This is a genomic window from Dendronalium sp. ChiSLP03b, from assembly GCF_034531165.2.
Classification (GTDB): Bacteria; Cyanobacteriota; Cyanobacteriia; order Cyanobacteriales; family Nostocaceae; genus Dendronalium; species Dendronalium minutum.
Genome location: NZ_JAVRBR020000124.1, coordinates 12,974 through 34,934, shown reverse-complemented (window position 1 = coordinate 34,934; position 21,961 = coordinate 12,974). Strand labels below are relative to the sequence as shown.

The following is a 21,961-nucleotide window of genomic DNA, read 5'->3' as shown; positions in this document are numbered from 1 at the left end:
GAGAGAATGAGTACGACGTTTCGGCGCTTGAATAATGATCAGTATCGCAGCCGGGAGTATTTGACCTGGGAGGAGATGAAAATTTTGATTCAGGCGGCGGGCGATCGCGGTCGGCATAGAGTTAGAGATCGGGCGTTGTTACTGCTCTCATTTCGGCATGGGCTGCGACCGGGGGAGGCAGCAACCATGAAATGGGATGCAGTTATGTTAGAGCGAAAGGTGATTTACATCAAGCGGCTTAAGGGCAGCCAGAGTGGGAATCACCCGATGCAGCCGGATGAGGTGGATTTGTTGACGCAGTTAAAGCAGACTTATCCTAATAGTTATTTTGTGTTTCCCAATGAGCGAGGGCAGTCACTGTCGGTGGATGCGATTGAGAAGATGGTGAAACGTGCAGCTGAAAAAGCGGGGTTACATATTAAGGTGCATCCGCATATGTTCCGCCATAGTTGCGGTTATTTTTTGGCAGAACAAAATCGCTCTACGCGAGATATACAGAGTTACTTGGGGCATAAACAGATTCAAAATACTGTGCGCTACACTGCGGAGAACCCCAGGCGGTTTGAACATTTTGATTGGCAGTGGGAACAGCCTTTTTGAGTGGATGAAAATCCATTAATATTATTGGCTGGCAGGATATTAGGCTTGAGAGTAAACTATTCAACTACTCGGAACTAATAACATCCTTGCCTCAATTGCTTCCCAAGTTGTGGGCGATACCCGCACAGATGCTTGTTTGCACTGGATAATCAGAGAATTGACATAGAGATAATTTTCCAGTGCTTTGGTCTCTGACTGGGATAAATTAATTATGTCTGGACTGAGATTGAAAGCATTGAGTGAAGTTTTTATAAGGCGTGGAAGAAATGCCCGATACGCTTCTTGCGGTTGTTCCTCATCAGTAACTTTAGTTCTCATTTCTTTGAGTTCGTCAATTAGCATATTAAAATTAACGTTATTGAAGATTGTTAATTCTTCAAGTGTATGAATGTAATTAATAGCTTCGGTAATGGCGTTGGACTTGATCTCGGCGATGTCCTTGGCCTTGAGGATGCCAAGTCCAGCACCCTTGGCGATGCTCTTGGCTTTGCTAATGGCGAGGGCGTAAGCGTTGGCATCGGCGTTAGACTTGGCGATGCCCTTGGCTTCGGCATTGGCATAGGCGTTGGCTTCAGGGTTGGCAACGACGTAGTACCTAGTGTTGACGGAGGCATTGGCGTAGGCGTAAGCCATCGCAATTGTACGTTTACCCACAGGTTTAAAATCCCCAGTAGATCCAGTTGTTGCCTGTTCTACCCAGTTTAATAAAGCTTGTAGTTTCGGTGTGTTAATGTACTTTTGCGCCTCTTTCTCCATCGACAACAGCAAATCATCTGCACCACCACGCATTAAACCAGCTACTAATAAAAACACTTCCTTCCAACGTTCATCTGTTAGGTGTTCAGTAACTAATTTCTCAATATGGCGATGGTCATCAATGTATTGTGCTGTTAGATATTCCTGTAGTGTCAGATGAGAGAAAGAGTAAATACTATCAGCGCGTTCTACTAATACTCCATGTTGTACTTCAATAGATTTGAGAACATCTATCCCATTGATAAATTTTTCATCCGGTAGCATTTCTGCTAGTAGCTTCGCAATTTTGTCGGCAATTTCCCGTCGCGGTAAAAATAAGCGGTCTTCTTGAAAGGCATCATGGGCAATTTCAGAAAGTATCATTTCCTTGCGTTTGGTATCTAGTCCTTTATAAAGGTCTTCCTGAGCAATGCCTTTTTCACCTGCCCATTCTTCTAGTAAAACTCTCAATGCTCTTTCATAAAGAGTTGCTCGATTAGTCGGAATTTTACCAGAACGCTGATAGAGCAAACATACCAAAGTCAGTAATAATGGTGTTTGAGTTAGTTCCTTAGCAGCAGTATATTCTTGGCTATTGAGTTTTTGCCAACAATCTTTACCTACATCAGGTTTACTTTTGAACCAATTGTTAATAAAGTTTTCAATTTGAATATCATCAAAATCTGCCATTGCCACATCAGTAAACCGTCGGAAATTGTGGCGATAGGCTGCTACCCTACAGGACGTAATAAAGCGATTTTTATCGTAAGTATCAACAAAATCTTGAATGTGACTAATTACATTGGTTGAGTTTTTTGTTGGAACTTCATCCAAACCATCCAACAAAATTAGTAGCTTGCCTTGCTCTAAGGCTTTAGCTGTAAATTGATTTGGTTCTGGGAATCCACAAATCCGAAATTCTTCTGCAATAAAATTTTCTATATTGATATCGCTGGATGTAAATCTTTTCAACTCTATAAATACAGGGATACAGCTGTGTTGAAATCCTCCTCTTTTCCCCTTGAGTGCTTCTAATCCCATCTTTCGCAGAAATGTGGACTTGCCTGCACCGGGGCTACCAAGCACCATTAGATATTGCTTATCGTTAGCAACTTTAATTCCTTCTTGTTTACCTTTATCTTGAGATTGAAACCTGCGGGTATTAGCTTGGCGATAAAATTGTTCTAAATTTTCGATAGATTCAAAACTACTCCTAGCATCATTATCTAAAAATTGAACTGCTGTATAGACCGATTCCAGCTTGACAGGTTCACGCATTCCCAATACTTTGAGGATACCGTGCCGTTCTTCGTAGTTCTGAACATACTGCTTTGACGCAGTAAAAATTAACTCCCTAGTTTTTTCATCTAAGGTTTTGCCAAACAGTCCTAAAAGCTTACCTCCGCCTCCCCAAAGTGACTGAAAAATAGGAACGGCTACGCCACTAACAGCTGATGCCGCCACTGCTGCTACTAAAGGTTCCATTCCTGTCATAGGATTCCCAGTAAATCTATTTAAAATTTAAAGCATTCTTGTGATATTTGGCTTTAACTTCCGTTAGCACAATTTCCGATAACGAATTCTCTAGCATATTTGCATTATTCCTGCGGCCGTTACCGATTCCCAGTCTGGGAATTCATTGCTATATCCATCAAGAGCGTCGAAAGTTGCGATCGCCTGGGTATAAGTCGGCTTTTGTGCCATTGACGACATAAGAGTGACGAAGAAGGCAGCACCACAAAGCGCGATCGCTCAGAACTACCAATCTCTTAAGCCAAGTATTTTCATAATTCGTCAACAATATCCGTATCTCGGCGGACACCCTAATAGTTTGTCAGCCGCTCCTGGGGCGAATATAAAATTAAGCTTTTCAACCTCTAGCGAACAAAATAGAATCGTTGTTAGCAGTAGCACTATTAACAAGAAATAATATTTATATAAACCTAAAAGAATACCTAAAGTAAGGATTATATTCTTAGATATAGTGTTTACAAGTCAAATAATATGGCTACATCATAAGCATCTATGGGTAAGTTACAGAATAAATACCTCGATTTGCTAAAAAAAATAATTAATAAGAATAATTTAATTATAGGCTTGTTAGCTACGGTTGTAATTATCTATATTCTTTATCAATTTAACTGGAGTGGTTTTGGTGAGGACTCGAATAAATCAGTAACTATAAAGGAAGTACTAAATCCCAAAGATGGAAAAATTATAAAACTTACAGAGACAACAGAGTATTTTCAATCAGGTAAAACACTTTGGGATTGGTTAGGTTTAGCTGGTACATTAGCAATTCCAATTGTGTTATTCCAATTTGAGCGTAGGGAACAGAAACGAGCAGATAAGCAAGCTGAAGCAGAAAAAGAAGGGGCAGAAAAACAAGCTCAATTAGAAAAAGCAATAGCAGATAACAATTTACGAGAAGAAGCATTAGAAGCTTATATTGACCGGATGTCAGAGCTATTGCTTGAGAAAAATTTGAAAGTTTCAGACCCTTTACGAGGAGATACAGCATTTGATGTAGCACGCGCTAGAACTTTATCGGTACTACGGAGGCTGGATAAAGATGGAGAACGCAAAGGGAGTGTTATTCAATTTCTAATTGATACAGAACTTATAAGTGAATTGAATCTCAGCAATACGAACCTGAATGGTGCCATTCTCATAAATGCCAACCTTACTGGTGCTAACCTGATACGTGCCAAACTCATAAGTGCTAATCTCACAAGTGCCAACCTCATAAAAGCTCATCTTGATGATGCCATCTTTAATGATGCCAACATCAATGGTGCCACTCTCGATTATGCTAGCCTCACACGCGCCAGTTTCACACACACCAACCTGACACAAGCCCAGATTTCACACGGACAACTCATGTATGCAAACTTTGCAGGTGCTAACCTTGCAGGTGCTAACCTCATACGTGCCAACCTTGCAGGTGTTAACCTTGCAGGTGCTAACCTCGACGGTGCTAACCTTGAACTTGCTGAAAACATAAGTATTGACCAAATTAAATCTGCCAATAATTGGGAGAAAGCAAAATACGACGAGGATTTTCGTACCAAATTGGGTTTACCACCAGAGGATGCTAAGTAGATTTAAGAGCAGATAGCGTTATTTCGTGATTTAGCGAAAGGACGAAATTAAGTGAAGCCTATAGGTGAGGAGAATATTGTTTACTATTAACTAATTATTTTATAAGCAAGTATTAATGTAGTACATTACTCTGCTGTCTCCCACTCTTACAAAGCTGCACTAATTATCAATCCAGTTTTTCAAAAGGGGACTAACTTTAATGAGTAACGTCCTCAAGTTTTTATGAGGAACTAATTTGTCATAATGTAAGCGACCAAGAATTATGCCTGGATGCCTGTGTTGATCAAGAGCAAATTCTTCAATTGCTTTACGAGAAAAGAGTTTTTTACTCCTGACTATAAATTCATTTAATGTCTGAGGGTGTATTAACCAGTCAGCAGCTTTTTGATTAGCTTCTCTTTCCTCATCATTCTCTTCTAGAGCATCCAAGTTGTCTAAGTAAGCTCCTTGATGTCCTAAAACAATATGCGCTAACTCGTGCATGAGGGTGAACCAGAATGAGTCAATCCGGTCATATCTCAATGTCAATGCAACAACAGGATTACCATTTAAATAAAAGGCTGCACCATCTAAATAAGTTTTACTCAAATGCGGCACAATTACAAAAATTACGCCTAAATCTGCTAGTAATTTAGGAATCTGCACAATACTTTCTACTTGTTTAGCACTAACTAAAATTTCAGGAATAGCAGCCTCTAGTTTTCTACGGTCAAAACTAGCAACTGTTTGTTGTTTTGCTAGATTTTCTACTCGCTTTACCCAAGCTATTCGAGAAATTTCTTCTGGCTCTCGATGCTCGGAACAACGGAAATTAACATCTAATTTGGGTATTTCATCTAAAGAAGATATGCCAAAAAAATTACAAACTTGCTGTTCTAACTCATCAATCGAATTTGTTCCTTGAATCCACCCATTTTTGATTAGTTCAGAGATTGGGGCAATTGTGTACAATCGGCTTTTACGAGCTATATCTTGCTCCTTTTTTTCTTTTCCTGCTAAATGCAGCCGATACTTTGCTTCGAGGTTCGTCCAGAACTCAGGAGAAGTCCCCAAGGCTTGGGACAATTCAATAGCTGTTTCAGGTGTAATTTGCTTGCTTCCTCGGATAATTTCGTTGATAGTTTGAACTGGACGACTCATAATTTCTGCTAAATCTTTCTGTGTCCAGCCACGGGCTTCTAATTCTCGACTTAAAATTTTCCCTGGTGTTGGTACTCTTGCTGGTGCAAAACTCTGGCTCATATTGCTGTCTCCCCTGAGTAGCGAAAGTTAGTGGTAGTCTTCGATATCAATTATTGTGAGGTAATTCCCCTGGTCATCCTCATCCACTGTCACGATTAAACGCCACTGATCATTTAAACGTAAGGAACGCTGTCCTTTTTTTCCTCGTTTTCCTTTGAGCTTTTCAAATCTCAACCCTTTTTGAGCATATAAGTCTCGCTCATCTACAGCAGCATCAATAATCGCCATGACTTCAAAAAAGTCATCAACCACACCTGGGTATTTATGAGCATCTTTTTCTTCTGTGTAAAGTGCTTCGAGTTTCTTTTTCTTAAACTGAAAACGCAAAGCTCCCCCCAAGGTAAATGCAGTGGATTCTGCATTATATTACGCTTTGATTCAGTCTTGGGGTGAATCACTGATAATTTAATTGTAAATCTTTATGTGACAAGAGTTTTAAGCAGTTTGTAAAGATTTTTAGTTAATCTTGAAAGTTAATGCAAACCAATCCCATAAGGGGTTTTGTCATTTTTCTCTAACGGCACACCTAACTTGAGTCTAATCATCTGCTCTCTCTTTAATAGTACAAATATACTATAAAACATTATTAATGGCAAGTTATAGATGTGGTAGGTGTAGGTGTTAGTTCACATCGCTGTTAAGGATTGTGTTGAGAACAACGTCAACGAAATCGCTAAAGCAAGAAATAAAGAAAACGCTACTTCGTTACTTCGTTTTTTAGCGATAAGACGAATCTTGGCTAGCCCTGATTCTCTGTCCAGAACTTGAAAATACGCTGTAATAGCTCAACCTGGGTACAGCCGTAAGTAGCTGCCGCAATTTTAAAATCCCTCTTGAACTCGGCAGGGACTTTAAAATTCAAATTGGCTGTTTCCCCAGGTTCTGGCTTCTCCAAGTTTGACTTCGTTTCATCAATGCTAGGAGGTTCACCTTTGTTTGGTCTACGTGGTGGTGGTGGTGGTTTGGTTGACATATCATCCCCTTTGGTTACTCAATAAATCGATAATTCCTTGAGCAACTTGTTCTGCCCGTTGCTTTAAAGTAGGAAACGTGACCTCAGAAACAGCACGACCGTTATCAGAAGCCTGTCGGTAAGCTGTCTTTTCAGGAATTGAACCGGCTACTGTGACATAACCAGCTTTATGGATATATGAACGGGCTTCCTCAATTTCGTTCTCGCGATCGCCGACTCTGCATAGAGCAAAGGTAATTTTATCAACGGGAATTTTGGCGTTTACTAACTCATGCGCCAACAGTACGGATGGTTTGAGGTCATCCAGTGATAAGCCAGTGGGTAGGACAAGCAAATCACTTGCACGGGCAATCTCTAGTGTTCCTTGCATGGAATGTGGTGGGCCATCCATAACCATAAGGTCATAAACCGAGGCGTGTTTCAGAGCTTGAGCAACAGTGCGGAATGGTTCAACAGCAATCTCCGGCTGAATACCATTTACTTCGCGGCGTTGTTTCCAATCCGTACTCGTACCTTGAGAAATATCTAGGTCGGCAATCTTTACATCCCAGCCAGCCGCCGCATATTCACGAGCAATGAGCCGAGCAAGGGTGCTTTTACCCACCCCCCCTTTTTGAGAAATGACACCCACTAATACGGTCATGAAATTTCGTCCTTTCGCCCAAGAGCGAATTAGTTATATCGTGTTTTCGTCACTATGAAAAGACGATTTCGCTAAAGCAAGAAATATGTATTTAACGAAATAACGATTTCGTTATTTCGTTACAAGAACTGTGTATGCCACAATCGAGTAATATCAATACTTTTAAGTAGGATATCAGTGGATGCCAAAAAACCCAGCTCAATGCCTAATTAAGGAACCTAGCAATATGACAAGAATCCGTGACGTTGTCCAAAAAGCTTTAGCAAGCGGCTATCTAACTGTAGAGGCAGAAAATCAATTACGGCATCTGTTGACCACTAGGTATGATATAGAAGATTTTAATGCTTTCATGACTTTGCAGGAAGCTGCTATGAATGGTAACGTCAGGCAGCAATCCAGAGAAAAATTAAGTGAACTATCACCAATTTTACTGCAAGGTGAACTTAATTTATTTATTAAAGTGACGAGATTTAAAGAAACAGCCGATCATCATCTGTCTATTAATCATCCTGAAAAAGCAAAATTTTATTATAAAAAAGTAATTGGATGTTTAGAGATATTTCAAGAAGATCAAGACCTTAAAACTCGGCGTTCTGTAATGAACTTATATTTGGAAATATATCAACGTATTGTTGCTATTTGTATTTATACAGATGATTCAGCAAATGCATTATTGTATACTGAACTTTCTAAAAATCGATACTTAGTTGAGAGACTAGCAAAGCAGGATACCCCCTTGCCAGAGACATTTCCATTAGAGTTATCTCAACAAATAGAAAAGACTAAGCTAATTGAAAGGAGGACATTAGCCGAATACACTTATTACGAATACGAAATATCTGGAAATCAGAATAAGCAAATAATAGCTGAATCAAGCAAGAAGTGGTCTGAAGCAAAACAATTATTAGCAAACTTATATAGTCAAGTATCAGAAATTGAACCTGAGTTTATTGCTAAAACCAAAGTTTATCCCATTTCCTTTACAAATATTCAATCTTTAATACCACCTGATACTGCTATAATTGAGTTCTTTTTTGCCCAAAAAGTCTTAGTATTAATGTTGATTATTCCGGGGACAGAAAAACCCATCATTTCCGAAGACCTGTGTCTAGAACTAAAAGATAACTCTCTAGAAGATATTGCTAGAAACTGGATCTCTAGCTTTACCGCAAAACCTAAAGTTAAGAAGGAGCTAGAAATTGACAAAAGTATCCAAGAAATACCTTTTTTTTTAGATAAGATTTCTGATTATCTCAATTTCAGAAAGTTACTGGACTATATTCCTTATAATATCCAAAGTTTAATTGTTGTTCCTAATAACTATTTACACCTTTTCCCTATTCATGCTCTAAAATTGAATGAGCATCAGCATCTAGCTGACCGCTTTTCAGTCCAGTATTTTCCCAGTATTCAAGTCTGGATAATCTGCCAGAAACGCCAACGTAAACGTCAATCATTGCTGGCAATAGAAAATCCTACTCAAGATCGAGATTTAATTTTTTCTCAAGCTGAAGTAACTAGCATTAGTCAGCGTCAACATTTCATTCAAAATCGAGTTCTCTCAGGACAACTGGCATCTAAACCAGAAATTTTACTTTTGGCAACTCGTTATCATTGTTTTCATTTTTCTGGTCACGCTGAATACAATTTTGATAATCCTCTTGACTCCTATCTCATGCTTTCTCCCAACAGTGATGATGAGGATTTGACCCTAAATACAATCTTCACTGATCTGCATATGCCCCATACAGACTTAGTAACTCTCTCTGCTTGCTGTACTGGAATGGTGGATGCATTTCAACCGACTGAAGAGTATTTAGGACTACCTACAGGCTTTTTGCTTGCAGGTGCTAAGGCAGTTGTCAGCAGTCTCTGGAAAGTCAATTCAATTGCTACCGCCTTTCTTCTAGATGAGTTTTATCGGCAGTTAGATCAAATAGATAATAAAGCAGTTGCTCTACAAAAAGCTCAGATTTGGCTGCGTTGTTGTACTGCTGACACCTTAAGAGAACGAACAAAAACCTGGGATTTAAGTAAACTAGAACCAAAAGAACTGTTTCGCCTACAACGGGCACTTAAACGTTTAGAGGGTATTCCTTTTGAAAACCCTTATTATTGGGCAGCTTTTGTACTTACTGGATGCTAACATTTAAGGACATCTTTTTAGTAAGTAAGTGTCATCGGCTACATTAGTAGAATAGGTTGAGTTTACGGACACTAAGTTTTGTGCTTGTTTAAGACTTTCCAAAGTTTCTAGCGTTAGACATTGAGCTGTTTGAGCGATCGCATTGTTAGGATCTATCTCCAGAACTTTATCAAAGCAAGCTAGCGCTTCCTCGTATCGCTCCAACATACAAAGAGTTGCACCTTTGTTATACCAAAGATCCGTAACGTTCGGATTAATTTGAATGGCTGCGTCAAATAATGCTAACGCTTCATCATGCCGTTGCAACTGTTCTAGCGATATGCCTTGGTAAACCCAAGCTGGGATAAAGTCGGGTTTAATTTCGATGGCTTTTTGGAAGCAGGCAAATGCTTCTACGTGCTTATCTGATTCCTCGAGTGCCATTCCTTTATCAAACCAGGTTTCATAGTCGTGCAACTTAGCCATAATTGGTTAACTCTTATTTTTACAGAATATTTCAATAAAGAGATTTAAATTAATTTGTCTAGTTACAATTTCTCAAATTGCCCCTACACTTTACAGACTCAATACACATCTAAAGCTGTACCACTCAAAATTTGTCTTTGGTAAACCATTGATAAACCTTAACACTGATACCATAGCCAATTGCAAGGCTTAAAGCAATAGTCAGCAATGCACCTAACCATAAACTAGTTACTGATGGTTGATTCTTTCCTTTATCAATATATAAAGATAATGTATTCGTCATCGGTTGGGAAACTATTTGACCAATAGCAATAGCTGCACCTACTCCTGTAAGAAGTTGTCCTAGTTTAGCTTGTCTATCTCGAATTACATTTTCATTAATACTGATTTGGGTTTGCACACTCAGCATTAGTTTTTCATAAAGTTGAATTCCTGGATTGAGAAAACCAATATCAGCTTTTATCTGCTTGAGATTACGATTAATTTCATTCTCAAAATCAGCAAAAAACCTAGGAATTTTTTGTCCAGTTTTTTGCTCAATTTCTTCAATACATATTCGATAATTACTCTGATGAATTTCAATTAATCTTACTTGGTCTTCAAGAAAAGAAAGACGTTTGTAGTAATCTAAAGATTCTTGAGGAAGCTTGAGCATAGATAAGCTATCCCATTTTCTTTGAGCATAATCCTCGCTAAGTCGCTCAATAGCTTCATATTGTTTATGCAGGATATTTTCTAATATCAAACTTTGGGAGAAGAAATAAATAATTTTATGATAGCTTAAGAGCAAAGTTTGTAAAATATTATAAAATGTATCTGCTTTTTTTTCTACATTCTCGTCTTTATAAAGAAAAACACAGGCTAGTTTTGTTGATTTAATGGCATATTCATCGATTTTCTTAACGGAGACTGTTTGAGGATATATATAAAAAGGACAATCTAAAAATTCATTAACAATTAGTTCGTCTGTGGGAATATTTTGACTGTAATAATTACTTAAACATTCTGCGGCAATGGTATCTGTTGGTTGGGAGTGAGATTGATTTTTGAGAATACCAGCAAAAACTACTGTTTGTCCAAGTTCAACATCAAGGTCATTAAGGTGTTCGCTTAAATTTTCAAATAATTCTAGTGATTGTTCACCCTGGATTGCAGGAACATATCTAATTAAACGTAAAATGTAGGTATCATTGAACCGACGAGCAGCGAGGCGACTGTGAATAATACCAGTTTCAAAGTACAGTCGGTCATTATTTGATTTGCGGCATTCTAATGGCACATTGGCAAAGTCTAAAATAGTTCCATCCTGTTCTTGTTCAACAGGAATTAATTTAACAATATCTAATCCTTTTTTACCTGTGCTACTTCTCAAGTTAGCAACTATTTTATTTAAATTTTCAGAAAATAATGTGCGTCGGTCTTGTACAACCTTGGTCGATTCATTAATGCCATGATGCAGCCGATAATAATATAGGTGCAGCGTTGGAGATTGGACTTTAACGATGGGACTATTTTGAATTAGAGTCATCTTGATTCCCTTGCGTATCCTGACTTTTTACTTCCTGCGCCCAACGTTCCAAATATTGGCAGATATCTCGACCTTCGTTAGTAATAATTTGTGTAGTTTCTGGTTCATCATCTGCTTCTTCCCCAGGGTCACGGGATTTTTTAACAAAAATATCAATACCATCTTCATCAAGTCTGTCGTAGATCTCACCCCACCAATCTTGTAAATTTTTATTTTCTGGTCTTTGACAAAAAGCTGCAATGCGATTTGCCATTATAGCCGGATCTTGGAAATCTTCTGAGGGTAGTGTGGTTAAATAGTTGGCAATCACATGACTAGCGCCACTACCTAATTTCTGTTCTAGTTCAACTTTGGGTGAAGTCAGGATTTGTTTGAAAGCTTCACACATGAAAAAATCTGTATCTTGGATATCACTGTTATTCATGGTTTAACATCCTGTTAAGATAAATGCTGCCCAATAATAGGGATTTTCAAAGGGAATATTCTGTAAACGCTTAAGTGCTCTGTCCAAACGAAACTTTTCTTTTGGTTCCAGTGTACTCAAATCCCAGCTATCAGCTCGTTCTCTTAGTTCCTCAGCAGTGCAGCGACGCAGCCAGTTTTGAGCATTTTGCAAGGCAACGGCTTTATTATTAGTTTCTAATTGCCTGTAGAATTCATCAAATAGGAAGGCTGTAGCAATAGAGTTAACTTTCCACTGACTACCAATGACAGCTTTTGCACCTACAAGCAAAAAGCCTGTAGCTAATCCTAAATATTCTTCGGTGGGTTGAAAAGCATCTACCAATCCTGTACAACAAGCAGAGAGAGTGACTAAATTTGCATGAGGCATCTGTAAATCAGTCAAGATGCTATTTAGGGTTAGGTTATCACTGCTGTTTCCTGAAAGCATCAGGTAGGATGTAAGAGGATTTTCAAAATTATACTCAGCATGACCAGAGAAATGGAAACAATGATGATTCTCTGCTAGTTGTAAAACCTGTGCTTTGGCTGCTTGTTTTCCTGTAAGAATATTTCTTTGCAAAAACTGTTGGCGTTGACGAATACCAGCTACTTCTGCTTTGACAAAGATTAAATCTTTATCTTCTGTGGGATTTTCTATAGCTATTAATGTTGTTTGAGAACGTTGACGGTTCTGGCAAATTTTCCAGACTTGCAGATTAGGAAAATAGCTGATTGAAAAGCGGTCAATAAGAAGTTCATGGTCATTTATTTCTAGAGAATGAAGCGGGAATAAGTGTAAGTATTGGTGAGGGATAATAATCAGATGCTTAATATCTACTGGAATATGCTTTAGCAAATTACTAAATTTCACAATTTCAGAAACTTGCTTAATAAGTTGGTTGATATTTTGAATTTTTGGCTCAATATGTTCCTTATTTTTTTTGCTCTTTGTGGCTAAATCTGATACCCAAAGCTCTGCCAATCGTTCTAAAGGGGCTTGTTTTAGTGGAATAGAGAGAGTTTCCGGAATAATTGGTGATTCTCCTCTGGGTAGAATCAGCATTGTTATTAATTTTTTATCAGTAAAGAAGAAGTCTAGAATAGCTGTATCTGAAGGCAATAAATCTTGAACTTCTCTATAAGTTATGGGAGAAATCTTTGTTTTGGCAATAAACTCTGGTTCGATAACAGCTACTTGAGCATATAAATCTGCTAATACTTGTTTAGCCTCAACCCACTTGCGATCTAGTTCTTCTAGCTGTTGCTCGTCTAAATTTTTACTAATACCGTTGGTGTATTCTTGTAAGGTCTTGCGTTCTGTGCGCTTGGCTTGGTTTATTTGTGCTGCTAATTCTGGTGTAATCGTTTTGGGTAGGAGCGTATCCTGCTGGGATATGCGCTCTACCAAATAGCGATTTCTCAATATTTCTGCATAAAAAAATGCAGTTTTAAAGTCTCTAGTATTAATTGCAAAAGAAACAATACGTTTATATATCTCTAAATAGGAGTTCATTAAAGAACGTCGCGTGAGGATATCTCGACCTTCTTGTAATTTATCCAAACACGCAATTATCCGCTGATAACAAAACTTGGTTTTTTGATGATTATTAACTGAAAAATATTGATCTACTGTTTCTTTAATTCTTGCAGCTTGGAGGAATAATAGTAGATCGTCATCATCTTCTCTTTGAGGTTGCTTATCTGTAACAGAATCAATTTCAGCCAAAATCTCTGTTACTAAATAGCGAATATGTTCTGATTCAGTGGTATGGCGAAGTTTTTTTAGTTTCTCAATAGCTTCCAGATTGCCAATAGCAATTGTTTGTAGCAATTTGGCAGTCTGCCTGCGGACAGAATAAGAGTTACTGCTGCCTAGTAGTTGTACTAATGCCTTGATTGCTTCTGGATTCCCTGCACCAATTTGACCCAAGCTCTCAGCCGCTCGCCAGCGAGTGTTCTCATCTTGACTGCTGCCTAGTAGTTGAATTAGCCTCTTGATTTCCGCGTCTTTTGCTTCTGGGCCATTTTCAAAGTACATAAGTATTATTTAATACAAATATAGTTAAAAGCAATAATTGTACGATTTCCCCTAAGTAGCACTCAGACTTCTTACTGGTGTTAATCTAAATGATAGCGTTAGGAATAGACTGACATTACTTAATTGTTTTGAAGAATTACAAATGACTAAAACCAGCTACCAGGAAATAATTTTGGGGGATTTAACCAAATATGACAAAAATTCCTGAACACGAAACTTGGTTTAATACAGGTGTAATGCTTCTAGAAAATAAAAAATACCCAGAAGCGCAAGACAACTTTCAAAAGGCAATTAATATTGAACCTAAATTTATTCCTGCTTGGGTTTATAAAGGCATATCACTAGAGAAATTACAACAGTATGAAGAAGCTATAGAATGTTACAGTCAGGCAATTCAAATCAATCCCGACGTGGCAGATCTGTGGTACAACAAAGGCGCAACATACTGTATGATGAAGCGTTACAGAGATGCCTTAACCTGTTTTGATAAAGTCTTGGAACTAGAACCGGATCATGCTCTTGCCAAAACAACACGAGCACTAGTTATAGCCAAGCCTCCAATGATTGAAATACCTGCCAATAAACCCGATAAAGATGGAAACAAAGAAGGTTCCAACAGCGAGGAAGTTGAAATTTCTATTCCTAAATATCGAGAATGGAATATTGAATTGGGAAGGTTTAGTGAGAAGGAGATGGAAGAATGAAGAAGTAGAGCTTGAGACTCAGAACAGCCAAAACTACCTACTTGTTGTTTAATAGCTGGCAGCACTTAATCGCGTTTATGATCTCGGAGTCTACAAGAAAGGAAATCGCCCAATGCGTTTTGGTTTTTTGAATTTAGAATTGTTGAGCGTAACCAAGGCTCATATCTGAAAACCATCATTCATAGTACAGTTTTTACCACATTTGGCTAAAACATTTTCCTGATGTCAGTGAGCGACGCTGTAGCTGCGTGTCACAGAGCTGACAGAGTGACGCACCCTTAGCGGACTAATGAGGTGATCCCTAACCCTGCTTCTCACTGCGTTGAAAGTTTGACATCAACGTAGCGCCATTCTGGAAATACCCAATTAACTGGGTTCGTCTCCTTTTGAACCTGACTGTATACTTTCTCCAACTTTGCCGCCGCCGCTGTATCGCCCTGCTTTTGGTACAAATATGTGGCTGTTTTTAAATGGTTCAACCCTGTCTGCTTAAGTTTAGCTCTTACTGGCTGGTTTCGAGCATGATAGAACCAATTAAATAGTTGAAGTTTAGCCAATAGAAAATGCGTTTTGGCAGAATTGGGATTAACTTTCAGTATCTGCTGATAAATCTCAATAGCTTCATTATTTTCACTGAGATTAGCCTCTCCTAGCAGTTCAATTTCTGCCGACGCTCGAACTGCTGGTGAGGATTGGTGTTTGCTGTCAGTCTGTGACAATAAATGTTGGATTTTGGCTTGATGGGCATTTGCAGAATTTTTGGGAAGTTCAGTTACCCAACCAACCAAGAAGCCCAGAATACAAGCTTTAGCTAAAAGACCACGAGAAATAAACATCATTTGCACCCTCTCAACTGTCAAATTGCAGCATCTATAAATCTCGAAGCTTTCAAAGGATAGTCTGTTGGGGTTACTCTGACTTTTGCAGGTTTTGTACCGTCAGCAATTAATAGATATCCTTCTAGTGGTGGCAGTGCTTGCAGTTCACTAGGTAGTACAGCAAAGGTTTCTCGTATTTGCTGGTTGACAGAACGTGTTTCACTGAACCAGCCATTACTACTCTTGCCGTGAGTCGTTTCTAAGCGTTCCTGTCCACCAATCAATTTGGAGCATAATTCAGCCGTGCTATAGTCCCGGCAATTGAGGATGAGTTTGGTGCAACAACCTTGGAGGATGGTTTGCATCCCGTACTCCCCGTAAATGTTAGCGATTTGACCTGTAAGCTGAGTACCCAGCATTCCAATACCTGAGAATTTCCGCCCCTCTGCTAGCAAGCGCTCTAAACCGACCAGCTTACCGAGTGCTGAGAGTTCATCAATGCAAATCACGGTTTTAATGTGGTGATTCTCATTGCTTAACAGTCCCCTGAGCATTAATGAAAATGCCATTGTGTACAGGGGTTTAAACAGTTCAGCCTCATTTTCAAATATCGGTAAGAATATCCAGCGCAGATCATCTTCTCTTCCCCACTGGCTCCAAGAAAAGTCAGCTTTCGCTTGATTGTCAGCTAATACTTTATAGAATCGCAGGTAGTTAATGGCTGAACTTTTGATACCCGCTGCGGTGTTTTCTGCTTCTAAATAAGTGGCGCTTAATGTCCCAGTGAGTAAGTCTTTTAAATCTTGCAAGGGTCTTTTGGCTATCATCTCCCAAACTTCAGCGTTGTCATAGGTCTGGGCGTACAAATCGGATAACAGCCCTTTGGCTGCTTCATTCCAAAACGGGTCTTTGGCATCTGGGTTGGGAGGAATTAAACCAGCAGCTATAGTTTCAAATTCAATGCCTTCGCTGCGGTGGCTCCAGTGAACTGTTCTGCTGTCTCTGGGGTTGTAGATTAGGGTGTTGTGATCAGCAAATTTTTCAAGGATTTCGCCTGATCTATCTAAGCAGATAACGCGGTAGTCTGGGCGATCGCGCATGATGGAGAGCATTTTCAAAATGGCTTGGGTCTTGCCGGAACCAGGGGAACCCAAGAACATAAATGATAATGGTGCTAGATCGTCTGGTAATTGAATATCTGCAATTTCTAATTTGGGAAGTATCGGTGGTGGCGTTTGCTGCTTCCTTTGGATCAGTTCTTCTTTGCGGCGCAGTTGTTTCTGTAGTTGCTGTGGTGTTTGCAGTTGGGAACCGCGCACAACTCCCGACACCAATCTTTCTGGAATCACGGCAAGCACAAAGCCCAAAATTAGGTTGTAGCTCCAAAAATTCTGCCACCCTACAAAAGGTGTGAGTAGCAGTTCAATTGCGGAGATTCCTAGACCAATTTTCAGTGGCAGTTCTTTACTAGTAGCAATAGACGATACATAGATACCACAGAGCATTAGAGGAAAAACAGGCCCGCTGATTTTAGCTATGCCGTAAGCTAAAGCACCAAAGAAAAATGCTATGCCGAGTCCGATTAAGGCTGATGGGTCAGGCTGCTGTTGATTTTGACCAAACATTTGCTATTACCGATTTAAATCTTTATTAATTTGTTTGGATTGTTCTGGTGTTGCAGTTTTCGCCCTGTTATGAGCAATGCGTTCGTCTAAAGTCATCTTTGATGGGTCAACGCGCTCGTGCTGAGATTCTGTATCCCGGTTGTTGGGTTGTTGGGGTGTTGAGTCGTCAGGGAGATTTTCATGCAAGTTGTTCTCCTGATTCTCTGGTTGTTTAATCCCCTGCTTGATTTGTTCTGGTTCTGGTGTTGGGGGTGTACTCAAGGAGTCGCGTTGAGCGCGAATTGCTGCAAGTCTCGAATCTAATGTTGGGCGTTGTGGGGCTGGGTCAGATTTTGTCAGGTCAAACCCTAGTCGGCCGAATGCTACTAAACCTGCTGGGGTGATGTTCTTTCCCTTTTCACCTAAACCAGGAATCTGCTCTGATGCTGCTTCTAAATAGTAAGAAGCTGGCAGGTAGCCAAATTCTTTGCCCAGTTTGGGAGAGTTAGCGTGTTTGTTGAGTTCTTGTTCTTCAGCTGGTTTGTCGGTTTCTCGGTCAGGTTTGTGTTCCGAAAGCTGGTTTTTCTGTTGGTTGACCGTTGACTGCTGTTGAATGAGTCTCAACTGTTCGATTGTTTGGTCTACTTCTTCCTGTTGTTTTTGGGCAGAGGTTCGTTTTTGTTGAGGATAATCAGGGCTAGAGCTCATGGGAATGCCTCTCAGTTTCTTTTGGTGGTTGATTTATCTGCTTAGTCCGCGCCGAATGGTTTTTTGTTTTTGTTTCTCTGAGTCATCTATTTCTATTGCCAGTGACACTAACTGTTTGAATTCTTCTTGGGTGCGCTGTATTGAACCATTCTTGATAATGTCTTTGATATCTGATGCTGGTTGTTGTTGGTTGATTAAATGGCGAATAATTTTTCTGTCCCGGTCGTTGGGTGACAATGCTGTTAGCTTCAGAGCCAGTGATAGCTGTTGATATTTCTGCTGCCACTGATTAAGGTCGGTTTGCTCTTGGGGTTGTACTGAGGGGTTCTCTTGATGTTGGTTGGGTTGAACTGATTGAACTGGTTTTGGCTGTTGTGTAGGTTTGGCTGGATTTAATAGCAGTGCGATAATACGCCCGTCATCGCGTTTTGGTTGATAGTTAACTCCTTTGTGTTTTTGTAATCCTGGGAATGTGTAAGCTGCTCCCAAATTTGTGCCGCTAAATTGCTGGCCCTTCATTGCATAACTGATACCCTTACTCTTACCGTTGCGTGTTAAACCGTGGCGAACTTTCACACCTTCTATTTGCAGTCGCTCAATCAGTTCCGGCATAGTTAGTTGGTCTTGAGTGGCACGGTCGATTAGCTCTTGAAGCTGTTGTTTGATGGAGCGTTCTTGAGGTGTTGGGCGATCGCCATTAATATATTCAAAGTGTTCTCGCTCTAGTCGTCTTTGTTGACCAATACTTGGATTGCGGGATAATTTCTCGTGGCTGGAATAGGTTTGTTGTAAACCATAATATTGTTCTAGCTGCCGGATTATGGTTTCGCTGCGTTTGTAATCCCAGCTATCATGAACTATCTTGCCGTTGTCCAAACGGATGCGACTAGCGCATATATGGATGTGGTCGTGTTCTGTATTGTTGTGTCTGTATACTACGTACTGGTTACTGTCAAACCCCATCTCTTCAAGGTAGCGGTGAGCGATTTCATTCCAAGTTGCGTCATCGAGTCGCTCGCCCTGTGGTAGTGATAATGATGCGTGGTACACTACTCTGTCGGCTTCGAGGTTTAATTGTCGGGAGATTTTGAATTCTAAAGCCAGTGCGCGGGCATTGTTGCCACCCATGTTGCCGCCTATGAGTTTGGCTTCTTTCTGGGATTCTAAATAATTTAGCAGTCCACGGAATCCTCGCCCTTTAGTCTGGTTGCCAATCATCGCTTTCTTCGTCCTCTTCCTCAATAAAGGTTTTGGCAATTTCTCGTTGGCAGTGTTGCAGCAGTTCTAGGAGTTCCTGTAAGAGTTCTGGTGATGCTGGCGGTGGCAGTTGCATTTTGATGGCAGTGTTGGCAGCTTTAGCCAGTTGATTGATATTGTTACCGATGCGTGACAGTTCCAGATATGTGGCCACTGTAACTCTGCCTAGTCGTGGCGGTGGTGGTGGGATTGGTCGTAATAACATACAGCGTCTGGTCAATTCTGCCAAGCTAATGCTCGCGTCTTCTGCCTTTGACCGAATCATTTCATATTCAATGGGACTGAATAGCGCTTGTAGTTTTTTAGTGCGGACGAGTGATGGAGAAGAACGCTTGGGCATAACGTCATACAGGACTTAGTGCAACTTCTTGAGGGGGTTTCCAAAGCGGGGATACTTCCCCCTTTGGCAAGCCTGCCGAGCCGAGCGCAGCGACGGCAGCCCGGAGGGCTAGGCATGGATTGCTCCTTACCAGGATGTGGGGGAAGAGGCGAGGGAATGGGGGCAACCACCCGCGTGAGGACAAAACGCGTATTTCGCTGCTACTGCCACGAAAACAAGCCACAGATTAAGTGCATATGTGGCATGGGGAATTCTTACTAACAAATGTGTAATTCTTTTTTGATAAACTCTTCGTGAGTTATCTTACACGCTCTTACTAATTACCGTTCAATTATTTACGTGAATAAGTATTACTCTGTTTTAAGTATTTTTACCATTCCCAATTACCTATCTTTAGATAGATGTATGCAGCAAAAGTAAAGTTTTAAACATAACAAAACCCTGCTTTTTACTTCTGTGACTAAAGATAGTGTTCCTAAGTCGAAAATTCCTGAAGCTCTTGATGCTCTCCGCGCTTTAGGTGCTAAGGAATTAGATGATATCCCGGCACGAGACGCTATTAGAAAAATGCGCCGTCAAATTGAACGGGTGCTTCGTCTGGGCTATAGCTACGAGGAAGTGTCTGAAACTTTAGCTGGCTTGGATATCAATATTAGTGCAGAACGTATTCGTTATTTACTTAGCGATATCAAAAGGTCTACGCGCAAAAAGTCTTCTGATGCTCCTAGTCAAGAGAATACCAGTACACCAGTAATTGATGAGTCTGGTTTGGCTGAGAATTTTGAGATGACACAAAACAATACTCAGTCTGCCAAAAAAGCTAATTCTAAATCACAACCACAATCAAAATCCGCTTCATCAAAATCAACAAATACTAAAACTACTAAAACAGCTAAGAAGTCGGATGAGGGTAAAGACAGTGAGTATCAAAATACCTCTCGTCCTGCTTTTATACCTCAAATCATTTCTGATGAGGATTTGTAAATGGCAGTTAGAGCAAAACCTACGGCTGACCAAGCTCAGGAAAAAAAGCCTGATCCTCAGCCAAAAACTGTTGGGCGGTTGGTGTTAGTGACTGGTGATAAGGGCGGGACTGGTAAAAGTGTGGTTGCTCGAATTCTCCTCGATATTTACCGCCACAGAAATATCAACTGTATTGCTTACGAATGTGACCAGTCGAATCCTCAGCTTTATCGCCACTACAATAAGGTGGCTCCTGGGGTATCAGGGTTGAAACTTAATCAGCGCGGTGGTGCTGATGCTTTGCAGGATGATTTGAAGCGTCTTTCTCCTAAAGTTTCTCTGGTGGATCTGCCTGCTGGAGCAGCAGAATATTTTGAGTCAGTAGCTAAGGATATTTTTCTGTTTCAGAATGCCCAGCGTTTGGGTTATCGCATCACTATGGTGTCGGTTTTGGGTCGATTGAAGGATAGCGTTTTACAGTTAAAACGCCTCGTGAATTTCTGCGGCGACCGTGTTGATTATGTAGTTGTGAAAAATCTTTACTGGGGTGATGAGAACAAGTTCACTCGTTACAACAATTCTAAGGTGAAGCAGGCTGTAGAAGAATTGGGGGGAATTGAACTGTTATTGCCTGAGTTATATGACGATATTTTTGATTTGATTGACTCTCAGGATCTTACTTTCCGGGAAGCCCTAGAACATGAAGATTTCAGTTTGAGTAATCAGTCGAGAGTTTATGGCTGGATTGATGCGGTTGAAACTGAGTTTAATCGGGCGGCTGTGCAATTGGGGTTAGAGTAATGGCGAGCGCAAATGGTAAGGGTAATGGCGGGGTATCTCATTTAGATAGGTTGCTGTCAGAAAAGCCGCCAGAATTTCAAGCTAAAGTGCTGCGGTTTGCGCTTGATTCTGGGATGAAGCAGGATGACCCAGCATTTCGACTGGTGCAGTACATTGGATACTTGGCACAGCTGACCGAAACTGCACCAAATGATTGGAAATTGTTATTTGAAAATTTACAGGCAGAGCTAAACCAATGGAGTCAACTGACAGCGGAGCAATTGAAGACTCAAGCCGACCACACGGAGAATATCAAAAATCTAGCGACCAGTTGCAATCAGCTAGGGGCAGCCTTGAGCGCATTAAATCTAACGTCTCAGCAACAACTCAAGCAATTGACGAGCTTAACCAAACTCTCCGAGAATTTGAGCAATATCTCCCCAAGGCAACCAGAGACATTGAGCCAACCGTTGCAAGAACAATTGAACGAGATTCAGGCGAAGATTTCTCTATTGAACCAAAAAGACGTGGAATCGGTCGTTAAAAGTTGGGCTAGAGCTTTTATCATCTGGCTTGTTTCTCCGGTCACATTTTTTATTCTGTTTTGGTTTTATTCACACATGACCCCAATCCCTACCCCCGTCGAAACTACCGAGTCTCTACAGAAGATTTTGCAGAATACTGATTGGACTAATACCAAACTGCAACGGGTTGAGAAACGTTTGGGGACTGATCCTAATCAAAGACGGCGGTAAAAAATTGCTGTTGAAAACGCGATTTATTGCATGAATAAGAAAAAGAGACACCTTTCGGTGGGGTGGTTTATACGCCGGATGGAGAGCCAGTGGAATTGCAGGAGATGATGCGGCGG

23 protein-coding genes and 1 pseudogene are annotated in these 21,961 nt (G+C 40.3%); 10 read left to right on the top strand and 14 right to left on the bottom strand.

Translation table 11 applies throughout. The features are described from left to right. Positions 1-600: tyrosine-type recombinase/integrase (locus RMY31_RS28755; protein WP_409878734.1), on the top strand; the 600-nt coding region annotated here is incomplete at its 5' end. Between the two features lie 60 nt (positions 601-660). Here RMY31_RS28755 and RMY31_RS28750 read toward each other — a convergent pair. Next, a complete protein-coding gene (locus RMY31_RS28750; RefSeq protein WP_322666894.1) occupies positions 661-2,829 on the bottom strand; it encodes an NACHT domain-containing protein in 2,169 nt (722 codons plus the stop codon). 47 nt (positions 2,830-2,876) lie between these two features. On the opposite strand from RMY31_RS28750, the gene RMY31_RS28745 reads away from it, so the two are divergent. The 3 genes from RMY31_RS28745 (at position 2,877) to RMY31_RS28735 (ending at position 4,437) form a co-directional block, all read left to right on the top strand. Further along, positions 2,877-3,050, top strand: a complete 174-nt coding sequence (locus tag RMY31_RS28745; protein ID WP_409878732.1) for a hypothetical protein — start codon at positions 2,877-2,879, stop codon at positions 3,048-3,050. Between the two features lie 2 nt (positions 3,051-3,052). Continuing rightward, positions 3,053-3,265 carry a hypothetical protein gene (locus tag RMY31_RS28740; protein ID WP_409878730.1) on the top strand — a complete coding sequence of 71 codons (213 nt, stop codon included), beginning with the start codon at positions 3,053-3,055 and terminating at the stop codon, positions 3,263-3,265. 95 nt (positions 3,266-3,360) lie between these two features. Next, complete coding sequence (locus RMY31_RS28735; RefSeq protein WP_322666899.1) at positions 3,361-4,437, top strand: pentapeptide repeat-containing protein; 1,077 nt, start codon at positions 3,361-3,363, stop codon at positions 4,435-4,437. Between the two features lie 159 nt (positions 4,438-4,596). Here RMY31_RS28735 and RMY31_RS28730 read toward each other — a convergent pair whose 3' ends face one another. The 4 genes from RMY31_RS28730 to RMY31_RS28715 all read right to left on the bottom strand — a co-directional run bounded on the left by RMY31_RS28730 (position 4,597) and on the right by RMY31_RS28715 (position 7,295). Further along, positions 4,597-5,679 carry a HigA family addiction module antitoxin gene (locus RMY31_RS28730; protein WP_322666901.1) on the bottom strand — a complete coding sequence of 361 codons (1,083 nt, stop codon included), beginning with the start codon at positions 5,677-5,679 and terminating at the stop codon, positions 4,597-4,599. Positions 5,680-5,706: 27 nt separating this feature from the next. After that, positions 5,707-6,018 (bottom strand): type II toxin-antitoxin system RelE/ParE family toxin, encoded by a 312-nt coding sequence (locus RMY31_RS28725; RefSeq protein ID WP_199326278.1) that lies wholly within the window; start codon positions 6,016-6,018, stop codon positions 5,707-5,709. A 400-nt stretch (positions 6,019-6,418) separates the two neighbouring features. Next, positions 6,419-6,652, bottom strand: coding sequence for a hypothetical protein (locus RMY31_RS28720; protein ID WP_322666903.1), 234 nt, complete (start codon positions 6,650-6,652; stop codon positions 6,419-6,421). A 1-nt stretch (position 6,653) separates the two neighbouring features. Next, positions 6,654-7,295 (bottom strand): ParA family protein, encoded by a 642-nt coding sequence (locus RMY31_RS28715; protein ID WP_322666905.1) that lies wholly within the window; start codon positions 7,293-7,295, stop codon positions 6,654-6,656. Positions 7,296-7,521: 226 nt separating this feature from the next. On the opposite strand from RMY31_RS28715, the pseudogene RMY31_RS28710 reads away from it, so the two are divergent. Next, positions 7,522-7,701: pseudogene (locus RMY31_RS28710) on the top strand (hypothetical protein); the annotation flags it as partial. Positions 7,702-7,893: 192 nt separating this feature from the next. After that, positions 7,894-9,441 carry a CHAT domain-containing protein gene (locus RMY31_RS28705; protein ID WP_409878736.1) on the top strand — a complete coding sequence of 516 codons (1,548 nt, stop codon included), beginning with the start codon at positions 7,894-7,896 and terminating at the stop codon, positions 9,439-9,441. Between the two features lie 3 nt (positions 9,442-9,444). Here RMY31_RS28705 and RMY31_RS28700 read toward each other — a convergent pair whose 3' ends face one another. The 4 genes from RMY31_RS28700 to RMY31_RS28685 all read right to left on the bottom strand — a co-directional run bounded on the left by RMY31_RS28700 (position 9,445) and on the right by RMY31_RS28685 (position 13,916). Beyond that, positions 9,445-9,906, bottom strand: a complete 462-nt coding sequence (locus tag RMY31_RS28700) for a tetratricopeptide repeat protein (RefSeq protein ID WP_322666907.1) — start codon at positions 9,904-9,906, stop codon at positions 9,445-9,447. A 124-nt stretch (positions 9,907-10,030) separates the two neighbouring features. Next, on the bottom strand, positions 10,031-11,434 hold the full coding sequence (locus RMY31_RS28695) for a hypothetical protein (RefSeq protein ID WP_322666909.1): 1,404 nt from the start codon (positions 11,432-11,434) through the stop codon (positions 10,031-10,033). Next, positions 11,415-11,858 (bottom strand): hypothetical protein, encoded by a 444-nt coding sequence (locus tag RMY31_RS28690; RefSeq protein ID WP_322666911.1) that lies wholly within the window; start codon positions 11,856-11,858, stop codon positions 11,415-11,417. Before RMY31_RS28690 ends, RMY31_RS28695 begins: the two co-directional genes overlap by 20 nt. 3 nt (positions 11,859-11,861) lie before the next feature. Beyond that, positions 11,862-13,916, bottom strand: coding sequence for a CHAT domain-containing protein (locus RMY31_RS28685; protein ID WP_409878726.1), 2,055 nt, complete (start codon positions 13,914-13,916; stop codon positions 11,862-11,864). A 191-nt stretch (positions 13,917-14,107) separates the two neighbouring features. Here RMY31_RS28685 and RMY31_RS28680 point away from each other — a divergent pair, with 191 nt between their 5' ends. Then, complete coding sequence (locus tag RMY31_RS28680; protein WP_409878724.1) at positions 14,108-14,620, top strand: tetratricopeptide repeat protein; 513 nt, start codon at positions 14,108-14,110, stop codon at positions 14,618-14,620. Positions 14,621-14,934: 314 nt separating this feature from the next. Here the strand turns inward: RMY31_RS28680 and RMY31_RS28675 are convergent, their stop codons facing one another. The 5 genes from RMY31_RS28675 to RMY31_RS28655 are packed head-to-tail and all read right to left on the bottom strand — an operon-like array spanning position 14,935 to position 19,347. After that, positions 14,935-15,459, bottom strand: a complete 525-nt coding sequence (locus RMY31_RS28675) for a hypothetical protein (RefSeq protein WP_409878722.1) — start codon at positions 15,457-15,459, stop codon at positions 14,935-14,937. A 17-nt stretch (positions 15,460-15,476) separates the two neighbouring features. Beyond that, entirely contained in the window at positions 15,477-17,063 is a 1,587-nt protein-coding gene (locus RMY31_RS28670; protein WP_409878720.1) for a type IV secretion system DNA-binding domain-containing protein, read from the bottom strand. Between the two features lie 6 nt (positions 17,064-17,069). Further along, positions 17,070-17,750, bottom strand: coding sequence for a hypothetical protein (locus RMY31_RS28665; protein ID WP_409878718.1), 681 nt, complete (start codon positions 17,748-17,750; stop codon positions 17,070-17,072). Between the two features lie 33 nt (positions 17,751-17,783). Further along, positions 17,784-18,968, bottom strand: coding sequence for a relaxase/mobilization nuclease domain-containing protein (locus tag RMY31_RS28660; protein WP_409878716.1), 1,185 nt, complete (start codon positions 18,966-18,968; stop codon positions 17,784-17,786). Continuing rightward, positions 18,949-19,347, bottom strand: a complete 399-nt coding sequence (locus RMY31_RS28655; RefSeq protein ID WP_409878714.1) for a MobC family plasmid mobilization relaxosome protein — start codon at positions 19,345-19,347, stop codon at positions 18,949-18,951. The genes RMY31_RS28660 and RMY31_RS28655 overlap by 20 nt, the downstream gene beginning before the upstream one ends. A 456-nt stretch (positions 19,348-19,803) precedes the next feature. Between RMY31_RS28655 and RMY31_RS28650 the strand changes: the two genes are divergently transcribed. Genes RMY31_RS28650 through RMY31_RS28640 form a run of 3 tightly spaced genes read left to right on the top strand, consistent with a single transcriptional unit; the run spans position 19,804 to position 21,845 of the window. Next, positions 19,804-20,331 carry a hypothetical protein gene (locus RMY31_RS28650; RefSeq protein ID WP_409878712.1) on the top strand — a complete coding sequence of 176 codons (528 nt, stop codon included), beginning with the start codon at positions 19,804-19,806 and terminating at the stop codon, positions 20,329-20,331. Then, positions 20,332-21,111 (top strand): hypothetical protein, encoded by a 780-nt coding sequence (locus RMY31_RS28645; protein ID WP_409878710.1) that lies wholly within the window; start codon positions 20,332-20,334, stop codon positions 21,109-21,111. It begins immediately after the preceding gene. Beyond that, on the top strand, positions 21,111-21,845 hold the full coding sequence (locus tag RMY31_RS28640; RefSeq protein WP_409878707.1) for a DUF6753 family protein: 735 nt from the start codon (positions 21,111-21,113) through the stop codon (positions 21,843-21,845). Before RMY31_RS28645 ends, RMY31_RS28640 begins: the two co-directional genes overlap by 1 nt. The last annotated feature ends 116 nt before the right edge of the window (positions 21,846-21,961 follow it).

Coding starts and splice junctions, on each gene's coding strand:
- RMY31_RS28750 (WP_322666894.1), bottom strand. CDS start 2,829: ATGACAGGAATGGAACCTTTAGTAGCAGCAGTGGCGGCATCAGCTGTT.
- RMY31_RS28735 (WP_322666899.1), top strand. CDS start 3,361: ATGGGTAAGTTACAGAATAAATACCTCGATTTGCTAAAAAAAATAATT.
- RMY31_RS28730 (WP_322666901.1), bottom strand. CDS start 5,679: ATGAGCCAGAGTTTTGCACCAGCAAGAGTACCAACACCAGGGAAAATT.
- RMY31_RS28720 (WP_322666903.1), bottom strand. CDS start 6,652: ATGTCAACCAAACCACCACCACCACCACGTAGACCAAACAAAGGTGAA.
- RMY31_RS28715 (WP_322666905.1), bottom strand. CDS start 7,295: ATGACCGTATTAGTGGGTGTCATTTCTCAAAAAGGGGGGGTGGGTAAA.
- RMY31_RS28705 (WP_409878736.1), top strand. CDS start 7,894: ATGAACTTATATTTGGAAATATATCAACGTATTGTTGCTATTTGTATT.
- RMY31_RS28700 (WP_322666907.1), bottom strand. CDS start 9,906: ATGGCTAAGTTGCACGACTATGAAACCTGGTTTGATAAAGGAATGGCA.
- RMY31_RS28695 (WP_322666909.1), bottom strand. CDS start 11,434: ATGACTCTAATTCAAAATAGTCCCATCGTTAAAGTCCAATCTCCAACG.
- RMY31_RS28690 (WP_322666911.1), bottom strand. CDS start 11,858: ATGAATAACAGTGATATCCAAGATACAGATTTTTTCATGTGTGAAGCT.
- RMY31_RS28685 (WP_409878726.1), bottom strand. CDS start 13,916: ATGTACTTTGAAAATGGCCCAGAAGCAAAAGACGCGGAAATCAAGAGG.
- RMY31_RS28680 (WP_409878724.1), top strand. CDS start 14,108: ATGACAAAAATTCCTGAACACGAAACTTGGTTTAATACAGGTGTAATG.
- RMY31_RS28675 (WP_409878722.1), bottom strand. CDS start 15,459: ATGATGTTTATTTCTCGTGGTCTTTTAGCTAAAGCTTGTATTCTGGGC.
- RMY31_RS28670 (WP_409878720.1), bottom strand. CDS start 17,063: ATGTTTGGTCAAAATCAACAGCAGCCTGACCCATCAGCCTTAATCGGA.
- RMY31_RS28665 (WP_409878718.1), bottom strand. CDS start 17,750: ATGAGCTCTAGCCCTGATTATCCTCAACAAAAACGAACCTCTGCCCAA.
- RMY31_RS28660 (WP_409878716.1), bottom strand. CDS start 18,968: ATGATTGGCAACCAGACTAAAGGGCGAGGATTCCGTGGACTGCTAAAT.
- RMY31_RS28655 (WP_409878714.1), bottom strand. CDS start 19,347: ATGCCCAAGCGTTCTTCTCCATCACTCGTCCGCACTAAAAAACTACAA.
- RMY31_RS28645 (WP_409878710.1), top strand. CDS start 20,332: ATGGCAGTTAGAGCAAAACCTACGGCTGACCAAGCTCAGGAAAAAAAG.
- RMY31_RS28640 (WP_409878707.1), top strand. CDS start 21,111: ATGGCGAGCGCAAATGGTAAGGGTAATGGCGGGGTATCTCATTTAGAT.